At 56.9% G+C, this 24,285-nt stretch carries 25 protein-coding genes and 5 pseudogenes; 15 read left to right on the forward strand and 15 right to left on the reverse strand.

The window, feature by feature from the left end; translation table 11 throughout:
- The 12 genes and pseudogenes from BN874_RS03275 to BN874_RS03325 form a co-directional block, all read right to left on the reverse strand.
- A partial coding sequence (locus BN874_RS03275) for an FAD-dependent oxidoreductase (protein ID WP_034430815.1) occupies window positions 1-1,155 on the reverse strand: 1,155 nt, incomplete at its 3' end.
- 14 nt (window positions 1,156-1,169) lie between these two features.
- Window positions 1,170-2,225 (reverse strand): cyclase family protein, encoded by a 1,056-nt coding sequence (locus BN874_RS03280; protein WP_051497358.1) that lies wholly within the window; start codon window positions 2,223-2,225, stop codon window positions 1,170-1,172.
- 1 nt (window position 2,226) lies between these two features.
- Window positions 2,227-3,042: an SDR family oxidoreductase gene (locus tag BN874_RS03285; RefSeq protein WP_034430836.1), complete on the reverse strand. Its 816-nt coding sequence runs from the start codon at window positions 3,040-3,042 to the stop codon at window positions 2,227-2,229.
- Between the two features lie 340 nt (window positions 3,043-3,382).
- Window positions 3,383-4,228, reverse strand: a complete 846-nt coding sequence (locus BN874_RS03290) for an oxidoreductase (protein WP_081756110.1) — start codon at window positions 4,226-4,228, stop codon at window positions 3,383-3,385.
- Between the two features lie 212 nt (window positions 4,229-4,440).
- A pseudogene (locus BN874_RS03295) lies at window positions 4,441-4,718 on the reverse strand (oxidoreductase); the annotation flags it as partial.
- Between the two features lie 103 nt (window positions 4,719-4,821).
- Window positions 4,822-5,379 (reverse strand): 3'-5' exonuclease family protein, encoded by a 558-nt coding sequence (locus BN874_RS03300; RefSeq protein ID WP_034430817.1) that lies wholly within the window; start codon window positions 5,377-5,379, stop codon window positions 4,822-4,824.
- A 62-nt stretch (window positions 5,380-5,441) separates the two neighbouring features.
- Window positions 5,442-5,627 (reverse strand): hypothetical protein, encoded by a 186-nt coding sequence (locus BN874_RS03305; RefSeq protein ID WP_034430819.1) that lies wholly within the window; start codon window positions 5,625-5,627, stop codon window positions 5,442-5,444.
- 122 nt (window positions 5,628-5,749) lie between these two features.
- On the reverse strand, window positions 5,750-6,223 hold the full coding sequence (locus BN874_RS03310; protein ID WP_034430820.1) for a nuclear transport factor 2 family protein: 474 nt from the start codon (window positions 6,221-6,223) through the stop codon (window positions 5,750-5,752).
- A gap of 30 nt (window positions 6,224-6,253) precedes the next feature.
- Window positions 6,254-6,859, reverse strand: coding sequence for a glutathione S-transferase family protein (locus BN874_RS03315; protein ID WP_034430821.1), 606 nt, complete (start codon window positions 6,857-6,859; stop codon window positions 6,254-6,256).
- Window positions 6,860-6,874: 15 nt separating this feature from the next.
- On the reverse strand, window positions 6,875-8,161 hold the full coding sequence (locus BN874_RS03320) for a pyridoxamine 5'-phosphate oxidase family protein (RefSeq protein ID WP_034430822.1): 1,287 nt from the start codon (window positions 8,159-8,161) through the stop codon (window positions 6,875-6,877).
- A 145-nt stretch (window positions 8,162-8,306) separates the two neighbouring features.
- Window positions 8,307-8,435: pseudogene (locus BN874_RS26600) on the reverse strand (carboxymuconolactone decarboxylase family protein); the annotation flags it as partial.
- Between the two features lies 1 nt (window position 8,436).
- Window positions 8,437-8,928: pseudogene (locus BN874_RS03325) on the reverse strand (carboxymuconolactone decarboxylase family protein); the annotation flags it as partial.
- 136 nt (window positions 8,929-9,064) lie between these two features.
- Between BN874_RS03325 and BN874_RS03330 the strand changes: the two are divergent.
- The 5 genes and pseudogenes from BN874_RS03330 to BN874_RS03350 form a co-directional block, all read left to right on the forward strand.
- A pseudogene (locus BN874_RS03330) lies at window positions 9,065-9,409 on the forward strand (LysR family transcriptional regulator); the annotation flags it as partial.
- Window positions 9,410-9,646: 237 nt separating this feature from the next.
- Window positions 9,647-9,961, forward strand: a complete 315-nt coding sequence (locus tag BN874_RS24960) for a hypothetical protein (RefSeq protein WP_034430823.1) — start codon at window positions 9,647-9,649, stop codon at window positions 9,959-9,961.
- A 94-nt stretch (window positions 9,962-10,055) separates the two neighbouring features.
- Window positions 10,056-11,945: a potassium transporter Kup gene (locus BN874_RS03340; RefSeq protein WP_034430824.1), complete on the forward strand. Its 1,890-nt coding sequence runs from the start codon at window positions 10,056-10,058 to the stop codon at window positions 11,943-11,945.
- Window positions 11,946-12,306: 361 nt separating this feature from the next.
- Window positions 12,307-13,173 (forward strand): GGDEF domain-containing protein, encoded by an 867-nt coding sequence (locus tag BN874_RS03345; RefSeq protein WP_081756107.1) that lies wholly within the window; start codon window positions 12,307-12,309, stop codon window positions 13,171-13,173.
- Between the two features lie 194 nt (window positions 13,174-13,367).
- Entirely contained in the window at window positions 13,368-14,234 is an 867-nt protein-coding gene (locus BN874_RS03350) for a PEP-CTERM/exosortase system-associated acyltransferase (RefSeq protein ID WP_154724720.1), read from the forward strand.
- 217 nt (window positions 14,235-14,451) lie between these two features.
- Here the strand turns inward: BN874_RS03350 and BN874_RS03355 are convergent, their stop codons facing one another.
- The 3 genes from BN874_RS03355 to flgA all read right to left on the reverse strand — a co-directional run bounded on the left by BN874_RS03355 (window position 14,452) and on the right by flgA (window position 16,028).
- Entirely contained in the window at window positions 14,452-14,916 is a 465-nt protein-coding gene (locus BN874_RS03355; RefSeq protein ID WP_034430826.1) for a flagella synthesis protein FlgN, read from the reverse strand.
- Window positions 14,917-14,927: 11 nt separating this feature from the next.
- Complete coding sequence (gene flgM, locus BN874_RS22090; RefSeq protein WP_051497360.1) at window positions 14,928-15,236, reverse strand: flagellar biosynthesis anti-sigma factor FlgM; 309 nt, start codon at window positions 15,234-15,236, stop codon at window positions 14,928-14,930.
- A 78-nt stretch (window positions 15,237-15,314) separates the two neighbouring features.
- A complete protein-coding gene (flgA, locus tag BN874_RS03365; protein ID WP_051497361.1) occupies window positions 15,315-16,028 on the reverse strand; it encodes a flagellar basal body P-ring formation chaperone FlgA in 714 nt (237 codons plus the stop codon).
- A gap of 246 nt (window positions 16,029-16,274) precedes the next feature.
- On the opposite strand from flgA, the gene flgB reads away from it, so the two are divergent.
- The 10 genes and pseudogenes from flgB to BN874_RS03420 all read left to right on the forward strand — a co-directional run.
- Complete coding sequence (gene flgB, locus BN874_RS03370) at window positions 16,275-16,664, forward strand: flagellar basal body rod protein FlgB (RefSeq protein ID WP_034430827.1); 390 nt, start codon at window positions 16,275-16,277, stop codon at window positions 16,662-16,664.
- 3 nt (window positions 16,665-16,667) lie between these two features.
- On the forward strand, window positions 16,668-17,075 hold the full coding sequence (gene flgC, locus BN874_RS03375; protein ID WP_034430828.1) for a flagellar basal body rod protein FlgC: 408 nt from the start codon (window positions 16,668-16,670) through the stop codon (window positions 17,073-17,075).
- Between the two features lie 15 nt (window positions 17,076-17,090).
- Window positions 17,091-17,399, forward strand: coding sequence for a flagellar hook capping FlgD N-terminal domain-containing protein (locus BN874_RS03380; RefSeq protein WP_051497362.1), 309 nt, complete (start codon window positions 17,091-17,093; stop codon window positions 17,397-17,399).
- A gap of 76 nt (window positions 17,400-17,475) precedes the next feature.
- Window positions 17,476-19,443 carry a flagellar hook-basal body complex protein gene (locus BN874_RS22095; protein ID WP_051497363.1) on the forward strand — a complete coding sequence of 656 codons (1,968 nt, stop codon included), beginning with the start codon at window positions 17,476-17,478 and terminating at the stop codon, window positions 19,441-19,443.
- Window positions 19,444-19,563: 120 nt separating this feature from the next.
- Complete coding sequence (locus BN874_RS03395) at window positions 19,564-20,316, forward strand: flagellar hook basal-body protein (RefSeq protein ID WP_081756109.1); 753 nt, start codon at window positions 19,564-19,566, stop codon at window positions 20,314-20,316.
- 19 nt (window positions 20,317-20,335) lie between these two features.
- Entirely contained in the window at window positions 20,336-21,079 is a 744-nt protein-coding gene (gene flgF / locus BN874_RS03400) for a flagellar basal-body rod protein FlgF (RefSeq protein ID WP_034430830.1), read from the forward strand.
- Between the two features lie 12 nt (window positions 21,080-21,091).
- Window positions 21,092-21,877 carry a flagellar basal-body rod protein FlgG gene (flgG, locus tag BN874_RS03405; RefSeq protein WP_034430831.1) on the forward strand — a complete coding sequence of 262 codons (786 nt, stop codon included), beginning with the start codon at window positions 21,092-21,094 and terminating at the stop codon, window positions 21,875-21,877.
- Between the two features lie 9 nt (window positions 21,878-21,886).
- Window positions 21,887-22,564, forward strand: coding sequence for a flagellar basal body L-ring protein FlgH (gene flgH, locus BN874_RS03410; protein WP_034430832.1), 678 nt, complete (start codon window positions 21,887-21,889; stop codon window positions 22,562-22,564).
- Between the two features lie 186 nt (window positions 22,565-22,750).
- Complete coding sequence (locus tag BN874_RS03415) at window positions 22,751-23,848, forward strand: flagellar basal body P-ring protein FlgI (protein WP_034430833.1); 1,098 nt, start codon at window positions 22,751-22,753, stop codon at window positions 23,846-23,848.
- Between the two features lie 4 nt (window positions 23,849-23,852).
- A pseudogene (locus BN874_RS03420) lies at window positions 23,853-24,285 on the forward strand (hypothetical protein); the annotation flags it as partial.

Here is a 24,285-nt window from a genome sequence, read left to right on the forward strand (position 1 = left end):
TGCAAAATGACATCCCCCTGCCAGCGTTTCATGGGGGCGTGAGAAACTGATAGGTGGTAAGGCGTCGTTGCTTTGGGCGATCACGCGGTTGGCGGGATCGGAGCCGTCTTCGGTTTGCAGAAAAAATCCATAAGCCCGATGACCAAGCACGCGGGCGAACCAGCGCGGCACGAATCCCGGAATCAGGGTGCTGAGCAATTCGCCGTCGAAGCCCAGGGGTTGAATGCTGCTGTGCGGCAGCCGCTCGTTGAGCAGGAGCAGGGTTTTACGCAGCAGATCGGTTTTTGGCGTGGCGGAAAACGCCAGCATTGCGCTCAGCCGGTGAGATTTGTAGTTGCGCCCAACCGCATGGGCGCACGGCAGCCGCCCAGCCAGGCCAGAGCTTTCCAGATAGCCTTGCAACAAGCGCGGCGAGTGCAGCGCCCCCGCCGCTAGCAGCACGGTATCGGCATGAAATTCAGCGCCGTCCTCGGTGCGAACGCCGGTCAATCGCTCTGGCCGTTCCGGATCGGCGATGAAGCCTTGCACCGCCCGCCCGGTCAGGATGGTCAGATTGGGCAGGGCTTGCACCCGCTCCAGCAGGGCGTGCTGGCCGTCAAACTTGAGATTTCTGACCGAAGCGAAGGCGTCGAAATGGGCGGCTTCTTCGGGGTGCGCCAGAATGTCCGGCGACAAGGCCAGCTTCAACGGCTGCGCAGTCCAACCGCCACCGTTGCGGGCCAGTTTGTCAGCAATGACTCGTAAATCCGGCTCCGGCTCGAATGAGTGGACGCTTAACAACGCTTCGGCTTGATCGTAGTACGGCGCTAAATCCTCATAGTGAATCGGCCACGATAGGCATTGGTGCGCCGGATCGGCCTCGAATTCATGCGGCTCAAACCGCACCAGCGCCGCGCCATACCACTTGGTTTTGCCGCCCAGATTAAAATATTCCTCCGGCGCAAAGGTCGCGCCGTCTTTGTCCAACCACCGTTCCTGGCTCTTGAACAGCCCTTGCCGAATCACTTTATCCACGTCCAACGTGCTGCCGTCGCGAGGCAATTCCGGCCCTTTTTCCAGCAGCAAAACGCACCGTCCATCCTGCGCCAGCCGATAAGCCGCCGCCGACCCGCCCGCGCCGGAACCGATAATGATGGCGTCGTAGTGTTCGTGCATGATGGCGTCTCCTCTTAATACACTGCCGCCGGGGCGATCACCGCCGCCGTCGATCCGCGTGTCTTGGCGTGCGTCAAAGTGAACAGAAATTCGTAGACGCCGCGTCGGGCGAGTTCTTCGGTGGCCAGATTTTCCAGGCCGAACAGCCCCATCTTGACGTACATGGTCTGGGGAACCAAGAACGGGCGTTCCGGGTCTTCGCCGGGCACCGGCCCATAGCTCCAGGTGTCCGCCCCGGTCAGCGCGATGCGTTGCTGGTACAGCCAGTTCACTGTTTCCATGCCGGGACCGGGTTCGCCGGACAGGAATTCGGCGCTGTCCTTGCCCCACAACCCGCCCCAGCCGGTGTGAAACAACACCGCATCGCCGGGCCGGAGGGTGAGATTCTGTTCCTTCAACGCGCCCTGCACGTCGGCCAGACTGATGACATAGCCCTTGGTCAGGCGCTCCACGCCCTTGTAGGCGGCGATGTCAATCAGCACACCTCGGGTAACGATGGGCGGCACGGTTTCCATGCCGAAGCGGTTCAGGCCCCAAGACTCCACCACGTCGCGGGTGGTCCAGCCGTTGTAGAAGCGGTCGCCGATCTGGATGTGGCCGATGGAATCCAGTTGGGTACCGACTTGAAAGGTGCCGGCCTGAATCTCGGTGATCCAGTTGATCTGATTTTTGCCCCAGCCCTTGCCCTCAGCGTCCGGGCGCCGCAGATTGGTGAAATGCGGGGAAACATCAACAGTCTGCTGCCAGTAGCGCCCGGGAAACTTGGGGGTGTTTTCATCCAGCACCCGGCCCAAATCCACCACTTGGCCGGTTTTCACCAGCGCCACAGCGGCGCGCACCGCCTCCGGCGTGATTTCGTTCAGCGTCCCGATCTGGTCGTCCGCGCCGTAGCGGCTCGGCCACCAGGGTTGCACACCGACGGGCAAACCGGTCCGGTCAGCACGGGAATCGGGAAGCGCCAATGCTCCTGTTTCACCAGCGGCCCACCCGCCCGATACCCGCGACAGGCACAGACAAAGCAGCATCATTTGCAGGGGAAAAGCGCGGCGCGAAGCCATCGGATTGTTCATGTCAGCCGCCCTGATCGAAGCCGGGATACAGGGTCATGCCGCCGTCCACATACAGCGTTGAGCCAGTGACGTAATCGGAGGCGTCGGAGGCCAGCCAGACGGCGGCATGGCCGATGTCTTCCGGTTCGCCAACCCGGCGGTAGGGAATCAGTTTGAGCAATTCCGCTTCCGCTGCCGGCGTTTCCCAAGCAGCCTTGTTGATCGGCGTCTTGATCGCGCCGGGCGCAATGGCATTGACCCGGATATGGCGCGGCGCGAGTTCCTGCGCCATGGTTTTCATCAGCATGCTGACCCCGCCCTTGGACGCGGCGTAGTTGGCGTGTCCGGCCCACGGGATGACATCGTGAACCGAGGACATGCAGATGATTTTACCGACCGCCCGCGACAGGTCAGGAGCCATCCCACGGCGAATGAACTCGCGAATAGCGGCGCGGGAGCAGAGAAACTGGCCGGTCAAATTGACATCCAGCACCAATTGCCAGTCGGCCAGGGTCATTTCCACCAGCGGCGCGTCTTTTTGCAGACCAGCGTTATTGACCAAGATGTCAATGCTGCCCCATGCCGCGATCATTTGGGCGAACATCGCCTTAACTTCGTCTTCCCGGCTGACGTTGGCGCGAATCGCCAGCGCCTCGCCGCCAGCCGCTGCAATCTGCTGCACCACTGACTGAGCGCGTTCGGCGCTGGATGAGTAATTAACCACGACTCGGGCGCCAGCGGCGGCCAGCGCCTTGGCGACGGCTGCGCCGATGCCGGAATTAGCCCCGGTCACCAAGGCGCGTTGACCTTGCAAAACTGGCGGGTTTGCGCTGCTCATGGGAAAACCTCTTCTGGCGATAAAATAAGGGTGCGGTGATAAATCCTCGGCCACCGAAATCAGCAACACCTGTGCCATATAAAAATAGCGATGATTTTCAGGGCATTGTTGTCTTGGAAGGCTTTCAGGCAGGCGCGGCAACTGCGATATGTCGAGGGGCCGCTAAATGTGGTCCTGTAAATTTTCCGGTGATGGCGAGGGTTGGTAGCGTCAGGCTAGGGCGTTGACTGAATGCAACCAATTGATCTCAATAGGCATGTTCATTTTACCTGCCTGCCCCACAGTTCCGATCACAGGAAAATTTACAGGAGGCTAAATGTTGTGGCGACTATCGAGTAGATCACGAAGCACTCAATGCCGGATAGTCGGTGTATCCCTCGGGTCCGGGGGAATAAAACAGGGCTGGATTTGGCGGATTCAGCGGAGCGCCTGCTTTAATCCGGGCGGGGAGATCGGTGTTAGCGAGGAAGGAGGTGCCAAAAGCAACCGCGTCGAGTTTTTCTTCAGCAATAGCAGCGGTGGCTTCTGCTGCGGTGTAGCCCATATTGCCGATGATAACGCCGTGGTAATGAGCGCGGATCGGAGTCAAGACATCACCACTTTGCTGCTGGAAGAAGTCGCCGCGCATGACATGGAGATAGGCCAGGTGGAACGCATTGAGCCGCGTAGCCAGCCAAGTAGAAAGGCCGATGGGGTCGCTATCGATCATGCTGTTGTAGCTGTTGAGCGGCGAGAGGCGCAGACCGACGCGATCACTACCCCAAACGGTGCAAACGGCTTCAAGCACTTCGAGCATCAGCCGCGCCCGGTGTTCGACCGATCCGCCGTAGCGGCCGGTGCGCTGATTGGAGCCATCGCGTAAAAATTCATCCAGCAGGTAGCCGTTGGCGCCATGCACTTCCACCCCATCGAAGCCTGCGGCCTTGGCTTTCTCAGCAGCCTTGCCGAATCCCGCGACGATGCCGGGGAGTTCATCATCGCGAAGTTCACGCGGGACGACGTAAGGCTTATTACCTTCGGGGGTGTGGACTTCGTCACCGGTGATCGCGATAGGTCTGGGGGCCACCGGTTGCGCACCCTGATTAAGCAGGGGATGGCAGGCGCGTCCGCCATGCCAGATCTGGAGAAAGATTCTGCCGTTGCGTAAACCATGGTCTTTTATTCCATAGCTCACTTCTTGCTTCAACGAGGTTGCCCAAGGGTACGGCTTGGTTTTCGCCACTCAAATTCCCCACGGGTGGGGAACTTTACGCTGATGAGGCGACCGCATGTTCCTCCAGGTCTCACGCCCTCTCTGCAAGCGTTACTTTCCGCCCAACTGGCGGTAGGTTCCTGAGAACGGCCAAGATTCTTAAATGAAAGCCCATGAAAGTCAATAAAGTTTTCAGTAGCTGTCAACCCCCGGCGGCATGTACCGAATCAGTAATTTTCTGCCAACCGGCAACCTGAGCATCGGAGTAAATACCGGGTTCCCGCCAGAAAGCAGAATGCCCTGCCATCACCATGGTGGCCTCGGTGATGATCAGTCCGGCACTGGCGCGCTGGGTATAGTATTCCGCCATAAGGCGACCTGGAACATGCTCGGCCTCGGCTCGGCACCGGGTGAGCGGCGCCATGAGGATGCGATTCGGCAGCATCAGTGCGCCGATTTGGAGTGAATTAAAGAGTGTAGGCATGGTTTGAAAATCCCGATTTTTGGGTTATGAATGGACTGGGTGGGTCTATGTGGCGACAGACATCGGATTGCCAGAGTCTGTCCGTTCGATGGCGCGATTAAGCTTAACCCTGAGTACGATTTTCACGAAGCATGTTGCAGAACAGAGCGCCTTGCTCAATAGCGTCGTCAAGAGCGATGTGAGTATGCGGCAGAGGATCGAACCAGTGTTGGGGCATGTGGCGCTTGGTGCTCTGGCGATAGTCGGTTTTTAAGAGCGCCATGGCAAAGGATTTCATATCCAATGCGGAGTAACTGAACGGACTCTCGCCCACAAAACGCATGAGATACCAGTAGACAAAAAGGAAGTCGAAGCCCGCCGGGTAGGCAACGAAAACCGGGCGACCCGGCAATGATTTAAGCCAGGTGACATAGCGCGTCATTGCAGCGGCAGGAGGTTCGAGGTCTTTGCGACAGGCGATCCATGCCTCCGGCTGAGTGGCCCACCACGCGGCGGTTTTCGGATGCGCAGACGCCCCGGGCAGAGTTTCGAGATTGGCACTGAACGTAGCCATCAGCGTCTTGTCGGCGGTATAGACCGCTGAACCCACGCTTAGCATGGAGTAAGGCCCGGGAATCGGGCCATCCGTTTCAACATCGGTGCTGATATAGAGTTCTGTCATTTTGGATTCTTTGGCTCCGCCGATTCAGGGAAGCCTCACCGTGGTGTGCCGCCATGACCGGTCTACTCGATGAATACTGCGGATTCGGCACCGGCGCACCCCCGCACGAGCTGCACCTTATCGCCGACGGCGATCCCGCCGCCCTCGATCACGAAGCCATTAAGCGCCAGCTTGCCGTTGAAGCGCCGATAGATGCTCCGGGTGATTTCCTTGTCCTGAACCAGGGTGTCGGGGTCGTATGAGGTCATGATACAGCGCAGACGCAAATCTTGGACCCCAATGAGTATGTCTGATAGCGGCCATAACCAGACTTCCAAAACTGTGCAAAACTACTTGATTGAACGACTGCTTATGAGCGATGACGAGACCGTCAAAACCCCAAATCGCTCAAGCCGGCATGATCGTCGGGGCGACGACCCAAAGGCCAGTGGAACAAACGCTGTTCTAATTTGATCGGCAGATCATTGATGCTGGCAAAGCGCCGCTGCATGAAGCCTTGTGGGTTGAATTCCCAATTCTCGTTACCGTAACTGCGGAACCACTGGCCGGAATCGTCGCGCCATTCGTAGGCAAAGCGAACCGCAATGCGGTGATCGGTAAACGCCCACAATTCCTTGATCAAGCGATAGTCCAATTCTTTGGCCCATTTGCGTTGCAAGAACTGACGGACTTGTTCGCGGCCTTGTGGAAACTCGGCGCGGTTACGCCAGAGCGTGTCTTCGGTATAGACCAAAGCGACGCGGTCCGGATCGCGCGAGTTCCAGGCGTCTTCGGCCATGCGCACTTTTTGCGCGGCGGTTTCAGTGGTAAAGGGTGGTACGGGGGCTTTGATTTCTTGGGTCATGCTATTTCTCCGTGATGAAAAGGAATTGATTTATTCTTGCCACATGCCGGGCATGGCCACGTAACCGGGCAATGCGCGAATGCGTTGGAACCAGGCGATGATGTTGGGGAAGGCACCGATGTCCAAACCGCCTTCCGGCGCCAACGCCAAATAGGGGTAGACAGCGATGTCGGCGATGGATAACGAGTCGCCGACCAGCCAATCCTGTCTTTGCAGATGGTGGTCGATAATGCCCAGCGCTTTGTCGGCGGTTTGTTGCGCCGCTACCGTATCGATAGGACTACCGAATTTGTGGTGTACGCGCAGTTTGGCAGGACCGTTGGCAACTTCGTTGGCGGCCGTCGATAACCAGGCGGCGATCTGCGCCAGTGTGTAGGCATCGTCCGGCCACCACTGTTCCCCGCCGAAGCGTTTGGCCAGATACACCAAAATGGCCTGACTGTCGCGGATGATTCGGCCGTCTTCATCCAACACCGGGACTTGGCCGAATGGATTGCGTTGCAAATGTTCCGGGCCGCGCTGCTCGCCGCCGCGTAAATCCACGGCTTGAATTTGATAGGGCAAAGCCAGCAAACTCAGTAGCAAGCGAACTTTGTGGCAGTTGCCGGATAGCGACATGTCGTACAGGGTAATCATGCTGGACTCCTTCGGTTAATTAAAGCTCTCAAATTGTACTCTGTCGTCTGCAATGCCGAGCTGGCGAGCGGTTTGGCGCACACAGTCAATCAGAAGGGTTGGGCCACAGACATAGAAGACGGTATCGGTGGATGCGTTAGCGAGCAGCGCCGATACGTCCAACCGGGTAGGGTTTTGCGCTTGGCTGAAATAAAACCGGCATCGATCGGAAAACTGCCGTTGCAAGTCTTTAACAAAGGCCATGTCTTGCGGCGCTCGGCCGGTGTAATGCAGTTGAAATGCCGTACCGCGTGCGGCCAAGGTTTCGGCCATGGCTTTGATGGGTGTGATGCCAATACCCCCGGCAATTAACAACGCAGGGCGGCCACCATCGTGCAATGGAAAATAGTTTTCCGGCGCTTCGACGTTGATGCGGGTACCCATTTGCCAGCCGTCGTGTAATGCCGACGAGCCGCCTTCGCCGTCGTCGACACGCAGCACCGCGATGTGATAGCAATCCGGATCGTCCGGCGCTTCGGTTAGCGAATAAGTGCGGCTGGTAATACTGCCGTCGGCTAGCGCGATCGGCACACGAATATGGGCTCCGGCTTGGTAAATCGGCAGCGACTCGCCGTCGGCATGGCGCAGTTCATAAGCGCGAATGCGCGGCGTCAACTGGCGAATCCCGCTGATGGTCAAAGGCAACATGCCATTCCCCAGCGCGGCGGGCACGTGTGTTGTGTTTACCACCGGTTCTAGCTGACGAGCCTGAGCCAATAGCGCTTCGACTTCGCGTTGGCTGTAACGTGGTGTGATGTACTTAGGACAATTCCAATCAAAGGCTTCGACTCGGATCACGATGCCGCGCTCAACTGGGCCGCGAAAGTCCGTCGGTTCCAGCTTGGATAGCAATGCCGGCTCGCTGCGTTCGCTCACCACCCGCGCCCGTCCCCAGATTTTTAAGCGTTGCCGCCCTGGATAGTCCATCAGCAGTAAGCTCACCCGATCGTCTCCGCGTAAATTGCCCACCGAAAGGTATTGGCGATTACCGCTGAAATCGGCGTAACCGATGGTTTGTTCATCCAATATTTTCAGGAATCCTGCCGGTCCACCGCGATGTTGGACATAAGGCCAACCGGATTGGCTCACGGTGGCTTGATAAAAGCTATCGCGTTCGGTGATGAAGGCTTTTTCGAACTCGCTCAAAGCCACCGTTTCAGTGTCGCCCAGTTCGGCTGTCCGGTAGGCCGTGCGACTGCCCATTTCGGTTTGTACCGCTTGGACGTTGGGGGTGAAGCTGATCTTGGCAAACGCACGGGCCATGGCTTTTACTCTGGATGGTGAAAAGTTGATGGCTACTCTGGCACAATCATCAGCTGTGCTGAATAGTCATAATTTGCAATACCTTATTCCACTCAGCGCAATAAACCGGGCTAAACGCCCTCTCTGCGCTTCGCCCGGTTAGGCTTTAAGCGGCTTGTTTTAACTCGACTTTCGGGAAGTCAATGTCTACCCGGCTGGCTTTGCCCAAGATATTGGTCAGGATATTCATACCGACATGGGTGATCACCTCGACGATGTCGGCCTCGCTGAAGCCGTTTGCCCAAGATATTGGTCAGGATATTCATACCGACATGGGTGATCACCTCGACGATGTCGGCCTCGCTGAAGCCGGCGTCACGTATGGATTGCAATTCGGTATTGGTCACCTCGCCTTTATGCTCGACCAGGGCGCGAGCGAATTTGACCGCGACCGCCGCTTTGGTGTCCTGGCTGGTACCGGCCCGATTGGCTTCGATTTCCGCCCCGTTCAAACCCGCTTTGCGGCCGATGGCAGTATGGGCCGACAGGCAATATTCGCATTCGTTCTGTTACGCCAACGCCAGCGCGATGCGCTCGCGGGTGGTGGAGTCCAGCGAGCCGTGATTGGCAATGTGATGCAAGCCGAGGAAAGCTTTCAAGGCATCCGGCGAGTGGGCAAACACCCGCAAGAAGTTAGGCACCATGCCCAATTGACCCTGGATGGCTTCAAACAGGGAGCGTTGTTCGAGATTGGCGGTTTCGTTGCTAACGCTGGTAATACGGCTCATGAGTGTTCTCCAAAAAATGAAATAAGTTGTCGTATGCCTGGGTTAAATTCAGCAGGCGGGTACAGTGTGTCTTATTGCATAAACATAAAGAATACCTATAATTTCCAATTAACTATTCCGATTATAGGAATTATCAATGGATCGTCTGCATTTAATGAGCGTATTTGTCGCGGTGGTCGAGGCGGAAGGCTTTGCCGGCGGTGCGCGTAAGCTGCACATGTCACCACCGGCTGTGACGCGAGCGGTGGCGGCGCTGGAAGAACGCTTGGGCGTTAAATTACTGAACCGTACTACCCGCTACGTGCGCATGACCGAAGCCGGTCAGAAATATTATGAGGACGCCAAACGCATCATCGCCTTGGCCGATGAAGCCGACGACGCGGTGCTGGGCATCAATGCTGAACCGCGCGGCCAACTCACCGTCACCGCCTCTGTGCTGTTCGGTCGATTGTTCGTCATGCTAGGTGTTGTCGAGTATTTGGGTCCTGTAAATTTTCCGGTCCTGTAAATTTTCCTGTGATGGCGAGGGTTGGTAGCGTCAGGCTAGGGTGTTGACTGAATCCAACTCATTGATTTCAATAGGTGATGTTTATTTTATCTGTCTGTCCCACAGTTCCGATCACAGGAAAATTTACAGGAGGAAATTAAATGTCTTAGTTTTTAGACAGTCTCTTAACGTTGCTGGTCGCATAACGCACCGAACTGACTGGAATCCATAATGAGCCTTTCCGATTTCAAAAGTCGCGGTTTTGACCTGGAAGCCACCCCACTGCGCGCTCCGGATCGCCTGGATCGTCTGCTGTTGATCATGGCCTTGGCCATGCACGGGTGCGTCCGCGCCGGGCAAGAAGACGCCCGCGATCACCCGACCCCGTTGGAAAAAAACCCCAACAACAGACCGATCCGGATCATTGGACCTTTCGAAAACTCGCCCGTAGCGCCCTGTCGTGGTTCAAGCGCGGTCTGCGGTTGCTCCGAAGACGACTCCAAACTCAACAACCCTTGCCGTCCTTTTATCGCGTCTGCGAGGTGATGAGGAACTGATAGGTGGTAAGGACTCCTGGGATGAAAATCACCGACCAGTCGGCTCCCGCCTATACTTACCGTTTTTTTGCGAACCTTCCCCAATGAATGCCAGCCTTGATTCCCCAGCTCACAACAATAACCTCGCTGCGATCACCTTGGCCGCAGTCGGCGTGGTGTACGGTGACATCGGCACCAGCCCGCTGTACGCCATGCGCGAATGTTTCGGCGGCAGCCATGCGCTCGCCCCGACCCATGACAACGTGCTGGGCGTTTTATCACTGATTTTTTGGGCGCTGATCCTGGTGATCTCCGTCAAATACGTGACCTTCATGATGCGCGCCGACAACCGGGGCGAAGGCGGAATTCTAGCGCTGCTGGCCTTGACCACATCCAACTTCAAGGGCACGGCGCAACAACGCGCCTGGCTGATCGGGCTGGGTATTTTCGGCGCGTCGCTGTTCTACGGCGACGGCGTCATTACTCCGGCGATTTCAGTGCTTAGCGCGGTCGAGGGGCTGCACATCGCTACGCCTATGCTGGACGATTATGTCATCCCGATCACCCTGGTCATTTTGCTGGCGCTGTTTCTGATTCAGGCGCGGGGCACGGCGCGGATAGGCATCGCCTTCGGCCCCATCATGGTGCTGTGGTTCGCCACCCTGGCCCTCTTGGGTCTGGTCAATATGGCGCAAGCGCCGGAAGTGCTGGCAGCCTTCGATCCCGGATATGCAGTGCATTTCTTTGCGGTCAATCACTGGAGCGGCTTTCTGGTGCTGGGCGCGGTCTTTCTGGCGGTGACTGGCGGCGAGGCGCTGTACGCCGATATGGGACATTTCGGTAAACAACCGATCCGGCTGGCCTGGTTTACCCTGGTGCTGCCCGCCATCCTGCTCAACTATCTTGGCCAAGGCGCGCTGTTGTTGCGCGATCCGGCGACGGTCGCCAATCCGTTCTATCTCATGGCGCCGTCCTGGATGCTCTATCCAATGGTGATCCTGGCGACCATGGCCACGGTCATCGCCTCGCAGGCGGTGATTTCCGGGGTGTTTTCCGTCACCCGGCAGGCCGCGCAACTCGGTTACTGTCCACGCATCGCGATCCGCCATACCTCCGAGCAGGCCATCGGCCAGATTTACGTACCCGCCGCCAATTGGGCGCTGCTGCTGGCGGTCATCGGTCTGGTGCTCGGTTTCCATAACTCATCCAACTTGGCATCCGCCTATGGCATCGCGGTGACTATCGCCATGGCGATTGACACCCTCCTGGTGCTGGCGCTGGCCCGTATGGTTTGGAACTGGGGCTGGTTCCGGCTGGGGCTGGCGGTGATGGCCTTCCTGCTGGTGGAGCTGGCGTTTCTCAGCGCCAACGCGCTCAAAATCGGTCATGGCGGCTGGATCACCCTGCTGATCGCGGCGGCGATTTTTACCCTGATGATCACCTGGAAGGACGGGCGCGCGCTGCTGGATCAACGTTTGCGCGAGAACGCCATGCCATTGAATGTATTTCTGCAAAGTCTGACCCAGGGTTCGACCTTGCGCGTACCTGGCACTGCGGTGTTTCTAACCAGCAATTCCGGTGGCGTACCGAATGCGCTGCTGCACAATATGAAGCATAACAAGGTGGTGCATGAACGGCTGGTGCTGATGACGGTAACGACCGAGGAGATTCCGCGAGTGGCGGATCAGAATCGCGTAACCGTGCATGACTTGGGGCACAACGCCTGGCGGATCGTGGTTCGCTACGGCTTTGCCGAAAACCCTGACCTGCCTCACGCCCTGGCCCTGTGCGAACCGCAGGGATTGAGCTTCGAGATGATGGACACCACCTTCTTTTTGGGCCGGGCAACGCTGATTCCCACTAACCGGCCCGGTATGGCGCTATGGCGCGAAAAGCTGTTCGCCAGCCTGTTCCGCAACGCCACCCGCCCGATGGATTTCTTCCGCATCCCTTATAACCGGGTGGTGGAACTGGGTACTCAAGTCGAGTTGTAACGGCTACCGCCTGCCCTGATTTCGCCGCGTCAATACCTTGACAACCCCGCGCCATCCCCCCTCCTCCCCGTCACAGCCAAAATCTTGACGATCTTCCCCCATGCGCCCCGTATCAGGGGCAGCAATGCCCGTAAAATAGCGGGGCTTTTGCTCGATCCACCCTGATTAACATATTGGCATTAAATTTGCTTAATACCCGACATCGCCATTCTGACCTAACAACCAACAGGTAAGAATTGCAATAAAACCTGCTGTTACATTGAATGATTCGCCGAATAGTTGCCAGCGGTTTTCAGAGTCTGGACGCATCGTGATCATCAATCTCGAACGACGGTAGAACACAGTTGCAAGGATCATAACAATGAAAACGCCTAATATGATTCGCTTACTTGAAATGTCCATCCACGCATTCGCATTAGCGGTGGTCTGGCGGGGCGCTTCGGCCATGATGACTGGCGGTGTTTCAACCGAATCATTGGGGATAATCCAGAGTATCGAACCGTTCGCTATTCCAGTGGCTATCCTGGCTATTATTGGTTCGGTCGCCGCTTCGCAGCTTGGACTGCGCAGATGGCGTAAAGCCTCTGGCGGATCGCATCGGGAATCAGTAGAACTGGTTCACGAAACACCAAGACTCGATCAACAGCATGAAAAAATCATCAAGGATTTAAGAAAAAAGCTGACTGAACTCGATCAGGAGAACAGCCGATTAAATCTTGTTTTGCAGGAAAAGAATGCCTGCCTATTGCAGGATACCTTAACCGGTATCGGCAATCGCTTGGCCTATGAAGAACGGTTGCAACAAGAGTTTCGGCGCTGGAATCGGTTTGGTAACCCGCTGACCATGCTGATCTGGGATATTGATCACTTCAAGCAGATTAACGATCAGTACGGTCATGCCATGGGTGATGTCGTGCTGCGCGGTATTGCCAAGCTGCTCGCCCGCCGGATTCGGAGTACCGACTTTGTGGCCCGTTTCGGCGGCGAAGAATTCGTCATGCTATTGCCGGGCGCTGATGCCGAGGCGGCATTGCAACTGGCTGATCAAATCCGGCTTGACATCGCCGAGTCCCGGTTTGAAAACACCGATATCAACCTGCCGGTTACTATTTCCTGCGGCTTAACCCGTTTCCAGGCCGGTGATTCCCCGCAAAGTGCTTTTGCCCGCGCCGACCGCGCCTTATACCAATCCAAGCAGGCAGGCCGTAATTGCTGCACGACATGCTAAGCGCTGAATAGCGAGCCATGCGAGAGAAAGCCATAAAATACAGGATGTCCATCTTCCGTCATATCGGCGAAAGCCGGTATGGCAAAGGAAGGTTGTCGGGCGAAAGTTCTGGCAACTCAGCAACACTTCTTGCGACGCCTCAATAAGATCAGTCGCTCACCAGTTCCAGAACAGCAGTATCAGAGGGGTGCCCCGTGCCCTTACATCCTAAAATGCGGCCGAGCGTCAATCGGCGCTTCGACGACAGCTACCAAGTCATTCTGGCCGATACCGAAGCCAGTCGCGCCGTCCATCGTAAGATTCGCTATCAGGTTTATTGCATGGAACGTCGCTTTGAAAATCCCGCCGACTTTCCTGCGGGTGAGGAAAGCGACCGTTGGGACGCCCACGCGGCGCAGTTCATCGTCCGCCAGCGGGATTCTGGAGCCTGGATCGCCGCTATACGGCTGGTGTTGCCGTATGCCGCCAGTTTCCCACTCGAAACCCTGTACTGTTTGACGCCGGGTCATGCCGACCATATCCAGCGCCGCCAACTCGGTGAAATCTCGCGCGTCTGCATCATCCGCTCGCCCAACCCACACCATGGCAATCCCTATCTGGATTGCGGCTTCGGTCATGTCACTCCGGATCGCGAATCTCAGGTCATGCTCGGTCTGATTCGAACGATTGTGGTCTACGGCCTGGAACGGGGAATCGAGCACTGTTATGTGCTGGTGACCGACGCTTTCGCTCGTCTGCTGCGCCGGATCGGCGTGGTGCTGCATTCCGTGGGCACGGCCACTGAACATCGGGGGTTCCGTGCCCCTTACCTGATGGGGCTGCGGGAAACGGCGGCTTCGTTGTGTGATCGCTCAGCGACCATTCATGCCCTGTTTGCTCGCGCCATCGATGCCTACCAACTCTGCTCGGTCCTCGACAACCTGGCCCGTGTGCCGTTGCCCCGTCCTGGGCCTCTACCCTATTGGGGCGACGCTACCGTGACTCGGCCCTACAGCCATCGGTATCGTCCGCTCACACCCACCCGCCGCGCACAACTGGGATCAATACTCTCCATCTCCTAAAAATACCGGCCATGGCAAACAGGATTTTTCGCTCCATCCGTTCGCCCTGAGCTTGTCGAAGGGCCTTCATCGATGAAAATGGGGTTCGACCATTCGACAGGCTCACGGCTCACCCCGAACGGTTTTTAATCAGGAGCGAAAATCTTGGGAATAAAAAAACCGGCTTCTGCCGGTGCGAGGAATGCTCTGATCGAACGAGGTCAGATCGAGTCAGTAATTAGGCTTTGGCGATGGGGGTGTGTCCGCCACTGAATATCTTGCGGGTTCCCTGATCGTAGAGACAATCCAGCGGATCGCGGCCACTCAAAATCGTCAGCGCCCGTTCGATATAACTGCGGCTGGCGGCGATGACAGCCCCATTGATTTCGTTCTGGTTGCGGGCCTGCTCGGCGGCATTTTCCAACTCGACCGCCAGCGTGGAGAGAACAGACCGCGTATCGGGCGACACCGCAGCGATATAGGCGATGAAACCCTGTCGGTCGGCGGCGAAACCCTGATCCCGCAAAAAATCCAGCCGCGCCGCGATCAACTTCCGTAACTGATCAGCGCAGACCAGCTTTTCACGAAGAATCTGCTCCAGCTCCGGTGCATCACGGGTTTTGAGTACCTCGTATTCGCACCGCAACTGCTGCGCCAGTGCCTCAACCGCAACCGTTTCTTCCCGCAGCAACGTTGCCAACATGGTCGGTCAGCCTATGAGGACAGCGATTGTTCAAATTTCAACATTTTTTCCGCAATCTGGCCCGAATTCATCGGGTAGGTACCCTTGGCGATAGCCTCGCGTAACGACGCCACCTTGGCCTCGTCAATCGGTGGTTCATTACTTTGCGTTTCCAACTGGCGCAAGCTCTGCGAACCCTGGGTCCATTGAATCTCGCCAACCTGAGTTACTGGCGCACCCGGCATGCCGCTACCCGGCTGTAATTCCGGCTTCGCCGGCGCGGTACGCCCAACCAGGCCAGTTTCGGGCGGCGAATACCTTGCATTAACTTTGATATCCATGATGTCTACTCCGTCCGGTTTGGTTCACGTTATCTATCTTATCGGCCATGCTTTCAAGAACTTTAATGGAATTTCCGCCTATCTGCCAATTTCAACGCGATGTTGATCCGTCACCGTTCCTTCGACTACCCGCTGCGAGGATTCATTACGAATCCGCACCCGCCCGCCCAGTTCAGCGTCGCTCAAAGCAATGCCGCTGGAACTCACTTCCATTCCGCCTTGGCGACTGATAATCGTCACGGTTTCGCCGCGTCGGATCGCTGGCACCGCCTTGACCGCTTGCGGCGCAATTACGGCACCCGCCATCAGCGCCTGCCGTAACTGCTTACCAAGCAGTGGTTCAGGCGCGGTTTCATAACCGCCGGGCAACGCCGACAGTTCACGCCGTTCGGAGCGAAGATCGGCGGCGCTCAGGATCTCTCCTTTGCTCAAAAAACGGCTGGCGACCTGCACCTGATCGAACACCTGAACGGTGGCACTCTGGTAGACGGTCCACGACTGGGAACCGGGGCAACGCACCCCGATGGAAGTGTTCCCCACCGTTTTTGCGCCACCGGGCAGGAACGCTTCCAGCGGCGCGGCACATGGCACCAACCGCAACCGGGGGTCCAAGTCGCGCAACTGGATTTGCGGCGGCTCGCTGCGATTCCGGTGTTGCGTCATCAGAAAGGCGTGAGCCGCACTTTGGATCGCGGCCAGCGACTGAATTGCTTCCTCTGCGACCGTGAACGCAGGCGCCGCCAGTCCGCAACACCCCAACACCATTTTCGGAAACCATCGGCCGGTTCGCATCGCTCTCAACTCTTTATTGCTACACATCCCAGTAACATCAAGCAAATTACGCGCCATATTTATTATGGAAAATCAACGGTAGGAGCGGCCTGCAAGCCGCGATGTTCGCGGGCTAATGCCCGTTCCTACGGCATCCATGCAGAAAACCAAGATCGGCATGTCCTTTGCTTATTCCACAGGGCAACAGTGAAATCCGCCATTTTTCCGGCAACTGTCATGGAATCGGCAAAACGGGAGGCCCCCAGCATGACCATTAGTTTTGATCGCGCCTTGGGCGTTCACGCGCAGGCTCTGGAGTTGCGCTCGCGGCGGACGGAGGTTCTCGCCGCCAATCTGGCTAACGCGGATACACCGAATTATAAGGCCCGCGACTTGAATTTCGCGGCCACGCTGGCTGGACTGCAAGGCGAAGGGCAGGCGCTCAAAACCACTCATGCCGCCCATTTGCAGGCCCAAGGTCACAATCCCGGTGATCTGCTCTACCGGGTGCCGACCCAAATGGCTCTCGATGGCAATACCGTGGAAGAAGAGCAGGAGAAAGCGGATTTTGCCGATAACGCGCTGCGTTACCAAGCCAGCCTGCGGTTTTTGGGTAACCGGGTTCAGGGCTTGATGAGCGCCATTCGAGGAGAATGATCCATGTCTTTATTCAAAGTGTTCGATATTTCGGGATCGGCGCTGCACGCCCAGACCGTTCGCCTGAATACCACCGCCAGCAATATGGCGAATGCCGATAGTATCAGCAGCAGTACCGCGAATACTTATCGGGCGCGTCAGCCGATATTCGCGACGCAACTCGATGACGCCGGTAATGAATCGGCAGGAGTGGATGTGTTGAGCATCGTCGAGAGTCAGTCGCCGTTACGGCGTGAATACCGGCCGGATCATCCAATGGCGGATAAAAGCGGGTATGTCAATCTGCCCAATGTAAATCCAGTTGAGGAAATGGCCAATATGATTTCTGCATCCCGCTCGTATCAGAGCAATGTGGAAGTGCTCAACACGTCCAAACAAATGCTAATGCGCACCTTGGCGCTGGGTGAATAAGCGAGGCTTAATGCAATGACCACGATTCAGAGTGCTACCAATTCGGCGGCGGCTACCACCGGCCAGACCAACGCCACTACGGCGTCATCCAAACCAACAATGGGCCAGGATGATTTTTTCAAGCTGATGATTGCGCAGTTGCAGAATCAGGACCCGACCAAGCCCGTCGATGGCCAGCAGCAGTTGGCGCAGTTGGCGCAATTCAGTACGCTGCAAAGTATTCAAAACTTGCAGGTTTCTTTTGATAAGTTGGCGGAAGAGTTGAAGCCGGCATCCACTACTTCAAGTGGGTCATCGGCTGGACAAAGCAGCGCAACTGTTTAGTAAGTGACTAGCGTTTTTTCTTCCGCAACATGACGAAATGAGCAGAGTCCGGAAAATCCGGTGAGAGGGTAATTCCATGTCGATGAATATAGCTTTGTCCGGCCTTAGAGCGGCCACCACTGACCTTGGCGTGGTGTCTAATAATATCGCCAATGCCAATACTACGGGCTTCAAGCTCTCCAGGGCCGAGTTCGGCGATATGGTTGCCGGTAACTCGGCAAATAGCCCCGGTATGGGTGTGCAGTTGGAAGATATTAGCCAGCAATTCAAACAGGGCAGCGTCAATTCGACTGGGAAAACCCTTGATCTCGCCATTAGTGGAGAAGGATTTTTCAGTATCAAGCAGGACGGCGCTGCCCTTTATACCCGTGCAGGTAGCTTTGACACCGATAAAGATGGTTATGTGGTGAATAGTTTGGGCCAGAACCTGCAAGGATATGGCGTGGACGCAACTACCGGCAATTTGACTTCGATTGTGGGTAATTTGCTCGTTGATAAGGCGGATATGGAACCAACAGCCACTACGGAGATAAAAACCGGGGTAAATCTGGATGCGAACGCCATCGTCCCGACGATAGCCACTTTTGATCCTTCTGATCCCAGCTCGTTTAATTCCACTACATCATTAACAGTCTATGACAGTCTGGGTAACGCCAACCGATTCGATCTCTATTTTATTAAAACCAGTACTCCGCTGACTTGGGCTGTTAAAGCCACCCGGAATGGCGGGGAGCCGATTACACCGGCATCAGCGTCGACAGGAACACCGCAGACGCCCACGATTTACACCTCGACTGTGGCCTCATCCACTATCGGTATTTATCGCGCGCCTACGGATACTGCCAGTAGCGCAGCAACGGCTACTGCTCTTAATAGCACTACAGCAGGCACTTTGGACATCACGGGTCCCGCCGGAACTGCTACGGGTATTTTAGTGGCAGTGAATGACACTGCAAAATCGATTGCGGCATTGGTCAATGCTCAGCAAGCGACCACCGGTGTGAGCGCAAAGGCGATCACTCAGGCGGACCTTAAGATCACGACTACCGGTGGTACTTTCGACCTGTTTGGGAAAAACACGACCGCGCAAACGATTGCTATTCCCACCAATTCAGCAGCGGGTTTAGCAGCGCTGGCGCTAGCAATCAATAATACGACTAGTACTACGGGAATTACGGCCAAGATTAATAGCAACAGCAATGGCCTTCTCCTTGAAAGTGCTACTGGCGATGATATTAAGATAAATAACGTAGCTACTGGAGCGCTTAGTTTACAGGGCGTTGACCAGGCCGGTGGACTGATTGGCGCTGCTTTTCCTATTGATGACACTCTCCCTGCCAATGCAGTAAGCACGGTCGGAGGTCGGCTCATCTATGAATCCACCAGTAGTTTCACCGTGACGGCAGGTGGTGGGCCTCCCGTGACTAATTTGGGCAGCGTAACAGCATCGCTGGACGAAGGTTCTCTCCAGTTTGATTCAAAAGGGCTGCCGGTTGATTCGGATACGACTACGGTGGGAATGCAGCCGATCCAACTGTTATTTACAGTTCCGGCGGCTGATTTGCGGGCTACGACCGGTGATATTGCAAATGGCGCTGACCCCCTGCTATTAACGGTTGATTTCAGTAGTACGACCCAGTTTGGCGGCGCGTTCAGCTCCAATATCCTGACTCAGGATGGTTATGCCAAAGGCCGCTTGACCGGCATGGCTGTTGACAAGAATGGCGAGCTATCAGGGCAATACAACAACGGCCAATCGAAGCTGATGGGGCAAGTCGTATTGGCGAATTTCGCCAGTGTGCAGGGATTACAGCCGGTGGGTGACACCAATTGGGCTGAAACTTCAGCATCCGGCCCGGCTTTAGTTGGATCGCCGCAAACTGGAACTTTGGGCAAACTGGTGCCGGGTGCGCTGGAAGCGTCCAATGTGGATTTGACCGAACAGTTAGTTAATATGATCTCAGCCCAGCGTAATTTCCAGGCCAATTCCCAGGTCATCAGCACCAATAGCACCCTTTATCAATCCATCCTCAACATTCGTTAGGATTGAGGATCGCTACTCACTCCTCTCTCTCCTTGAGGGAGAGAGAGTCAGGGTGAGGGTTTAATTCAGTATTACCGAAGTTTCAGCGAAGCCCGGTCACTCCGGCACGAGGATCAGATCATGTCATCCATGTACACCGCTCTATCTGGTATCAATGCCGCCAGCGTTAATCTGGATACCACCGCGCATAACATTGCTAATTCAAGCACCATCGGCTTCAAAAATTCCCGGGCAGAATTTGGCGACATTATGGCCGGCAAGAATGGCATCGGCGTACAAACCGAAGCGATTAATCAGCTCTTCCAGCAAGGCGGCGTCATTTCGACCGGTAATGACGGTAGCACCGGCCCACTGGATTTGGCGATTATGGGTAATGGCTTCTTCAAGGTCACCGACAGTAGCAGTATCAGCCCGCTCTACACCCGCGCCGGCAGTTTCCACATGGACGCCACCAGCCGCAATATCGTCAATAATCTTGGACAGAAGCTGCAGGACAAAGATGGTGCAGATATAACCGTACCCGCTGATCCCGTTACGATCACGGGCTTCGACAGCATCACAGGTAGCATTAACTTTTCGGACAATACATCAAAGCAGGTGGGATTGGTCAACTTCCCCAACGTACAGGGTCTCAAGGCGGTAGGTGACACCAACTGGGTTGCGACCGCCGCATCCGGCGCAGCGACGGCTATCGCCGCACCGGGCACCGGCACCCTCGGTAATGTCAAGGGCGGCGCTCTGGAAGCCTCCAACGTGGATCTGACCGCGCAACTGGTCAACATGATCATCGCCCAGCGCGACTTCACGGCCAACGCCAAGGTGATCACCACCAACGACACCCTCACCCAAGTCGCCGTCAACATTTCCCGCTGATTCCAGAGGCGTTTGACTCATGGACCGCATGCTCTATGTCGCGATGACCGGCGCCCAGCAAATGCTGCGGGCGCAGACCATCACCAGTCACAACCTGGCCAACGCCAACACCGTGGGCTTCCGCCAGGATATGGCCGACTTTCGCAACATGCCGGTCTTTGGCGACGGCCTACCGACTCGCGCCTATGCCATGGCCGAGCGCGCCGGCGTCGATCTGAAAGTCGGCAAGCTGATGACCACCGGTCGGGACTTGGATGTCTCCGTGCAGGGCGAGGGCTGGATCGCCATTCAAGCGCCCGACGGCAACGAGGCATACACTCGCGCTGGCGATCTGCAACTCGACGCTAACGGTCTGTTGACGACCGCTAATGGCTATCCGGTGCTGGGCAACGGCGGTCCCATCTCGATTCCGCCGACCGAGAAAATCGAGATCGGCGCGGACGGAACCATTTCCATCCGCCCACCCGGTGAATCGGCCAGCAATCTGGTCGTGGTGGATCGCATCAAGCTGATCAAGCCTACCGCCGACAATCCCCTTTATAAAGAAAGCAGCGGCCTGATGCGCACCGCCAACGGCCAACCCACCCCGCCGGATGCTTCAGTAAACTTGACCGCCGGCGCGCTGGAAAGCAGCAACGTTAATCCCGCCGAGGCGCTGGTCAGCATGATCGAAGCATCCCGCCGCTTTGAAATGCAGATCAAAATGATGAGCACCGCGAAGGAAAACGATAATGCCACCAACCAACTGCTACGGCTGGAATAGGAGTAGAACACCATGACTTCCGCCTTATGGGTCGCCAAGACCGGCATGGACGCCCAGCAAACCCGCATGTCGGTCATTTCCCACAACCTGGCCAACGTCAGCACCACCGGCTTCAAGCGGGACCGCGCCCAATTCGAGGATTTGCTGTACCAGAATGTGCGCCAGACCGGCGGCCAGACCTCGCAAAGCACCCAACTGCCATCGGGACTGATGCTCGGTACCGGCGTGCGTTCGGTCGCCACCGCCAAACTGTTTACCCAAGGCAACATCATCCAGACCGGCAATAATCTGGACCTCGCCATCAATGGCCGGGGTTTCTTTCAGATCCAAAAGCCTGACGGAACCGTTGCCTACACCCGCGACGGCTCGTTCCAACTGGATGCCCAAGGCCAAATCGTCACTTCCAACGGCTATCTAATGCAACCGGCGGTCACCCTGCCCCCCAGCGTCCAAAGTGTCACCGTAGGCCACGACGGCGTCATCAGCGCCCAGATTTCCGGCCAGGCCGCGCCGCAGCAAATCGGTCAGATTCAGACCGTTGATTTCGTCAATCCCGCTGGCTTGCAGGCGTCCGGCGAAAACCTGTTTATGGAATCGGCCGCCAGCGGCTCGCCGCAACCCGGCAACCCCGACGCCAACGGCTTGGGGGCGGTGATGCAAGGCGCACTGGAAACCTCCAACGTCAACGTGGTGGAGGAAATGGTGGCAATGATCGAAACCCAGCGCGCTTATGAAATGAACTCCAAGGCCATCTCCACCACCGACCAGATGATGCAATACACCAATCAAAACCTGTAGGTCGCCACCATGAAAAAATCCGCCGCGTTCGTCTCAATCATCTTGCTGTCTGGATGCAGCGGCTTGGCTCCGCATTACGACTTTAAGCCGGTAACGCCGCAGCTCATGCCCCTGGCCGATTCCACCGATCCCAGCCCACGCCGTTCCGGTACCATTTACCAAGCCGGGCGCGACATGCGGGTATTCGAGGATCGCACCGCGCGACGAGTCGGCGACCTCGTGGTGATCCGGCTGGTCGAGAACACCGCTGCTACTAAATCGGCCACCACCAAGGTGGAAAAAAACAGCGAGGTCGGTCTGACCAATCCCGCCTTTTTCGGCCCGCCGTTGACCATTGGATCAGTGACGCTGGAAACCGACATCCAAGGGAAACGCAAACTCAACGGCGATGGCTCCAGCGACCAGAGCAACAGCCTGACCGGCAATATTTCTGCCGTAGTGGTCGGCGTCTATCCCAATGGCAACCTGGCAGTTCGCGGCGAGAAGATGCTCACTCTGAATCAGGGCGAGGAAATGGTGCAAATCTCCGGGGTGATCCGACCCGAAGACATCCTGCCGAGCAATGTGATTCTGTCCAGCCAGGTGGCTGACGCCAAGATCACCTACGCCGGAAATGGCGTACTGGCCGACGCCAATACCGCCGGCTGGCTGAGCCGCTTCTTCCTCAGCCCGCTGTGGCCGTTTTGAGCACTGGTAGGACTTTCGCTAAACCCTTGAATTCGTCATACCCGCGAAAGCGGGTATCCAATCTTTTCAGTGGATTACTGGATTCCCGCTTTCGCGGGAATGACGGAAAGTAAAAGTCCTGGCTGGTATGAAAAATGCTGACTAAGTGCTTAAAGGTTTCTGAACCTGTCAACCGAGGTTAAACCCATGTTCCGCCGCTCTCTGCTACCCCTGCTGCTCCTGCTGGCGACTGCCAGCGTCGAGGCCGAGCGCATTAAGGACTTGGCGGTGATCGCCGGGGTGCGCACTAACCAACTGCTCGGTTACGGTCTGGTGGTTGGCTTGAACGGTACCGGCGATCAAACCACGCAAACCCCGTTCACGGTCAAGAGCCTCAAAAGCATGTTGTCCAATCTGGGCGTTAACATTGGGCCAGAAATTAACCTGCAACTGAAAAACGTCGCGGCGGTTTCCATCCACGCCGATCTGCCGCCTTTCATTAAACCCGGACAAACGATTGATATAACAGTCTCTTCCATCGGCAACGCCAAGAGCCTACAGGGCGGCAGCCTGCTGATGACCCCGCTGAAGGGCGCCGATGGCGCGGTTTACGCCATGGCGCAAGGGAATATGGTGGTGGGCGGCGTCAGCGCTGCATCGGCAGGCGCCAGCGTGACCGTCAATATCCCCAGTGCCGGACGCATTCCTAACGGCGCCACGGTCGAGCGTCAAGTTCCCGACAGCTTCGGCAAGGACGGGCCGATCACCCTGAACCTGCGCCAAGCCGATTTCACCACCGCCGAGCGGATGGTCGAGGCGATCAACAAGGCATTGGGCGGCGAAGTCGCCCAAGCGCTGGACGCTTCCTCGGTCGAGGTGCGCGGCCCCACCGACCGCAACCAGCGGGTCAGCCTGATCTCGGTGCTGGAAAATATCGAGCTGGTTGCCGCCCAAGGTGTTGCCAAGGTAGTGATCAACGCCCGTACCGGTACCGTCGTGATCGGTCAGAACGTGCAGGTCGGCCCCGCTGCGGTTTCCCATGGCAACCTGACCGTCACCATTAACCCAGACCCGATCATCAGCCAGCCAGCACCGTTTTCAAACGGCCAAACCGTGGTGGTTCCGAACGCCAATATCTCGGTCAAGGAGGACAAAAAACCGATGTTCCTGTTCAATCCGGGCGTCGCACTGGACGAGATCGTGCGCGCAGTTAACAAGGTCGGCGCCTCACCCAGCGATCTGGTCGCCATTCTCGAAGCGCTGAAAGCGGCGGGTGCGCTCAAAGCCGAACTCATTGTGATCTAAAGCCATGGCCACTCTCTCCTGGAAATCCTCGACCTTGCTGGCAGCCACCTTGCTGGTCGCCTTTGGCTTACAGGCCGGCGCTGTCAAAATTCTGTTGAATCTGAACCGTTCGCCGGAAGCAGCAGCCACAGCGGAAGCCCACACCGCATCGCTCAAGCCGACCCCACGGCTACCCACCGCCACTGAAGTCGAGCGGCAGACCGTGACCGATCCGCCACCGCCGAATGAGGCAGCGATGCTGGCCTCCCCTCCAAAACCCGCGATTGCCGCCTCCGATCCGCCGCTGCCTACTCACCCGACGGCGCACCCTGAAGCCAATCCCGAAGCCCGCCTGACAACGGCGACTGTCGCAGCAGCCCCGGCTGCTCACAGCGCCCCAACTGCGCCAGTGAACGATCCGCCACCCCCGGCTCCGACCCCCCCCAGATCGGAAGAGC

This window comes from Candidatus Contendobacter odensis Run_B_J11 (assembly GCF_000531125.1).
Classification (GTDB): Bacteria; Pseudomonadota; Gammaproteobacteria; order Competibacterales; family Competibacteraceae; genus Contendibacter; species Contendibacter odensensis.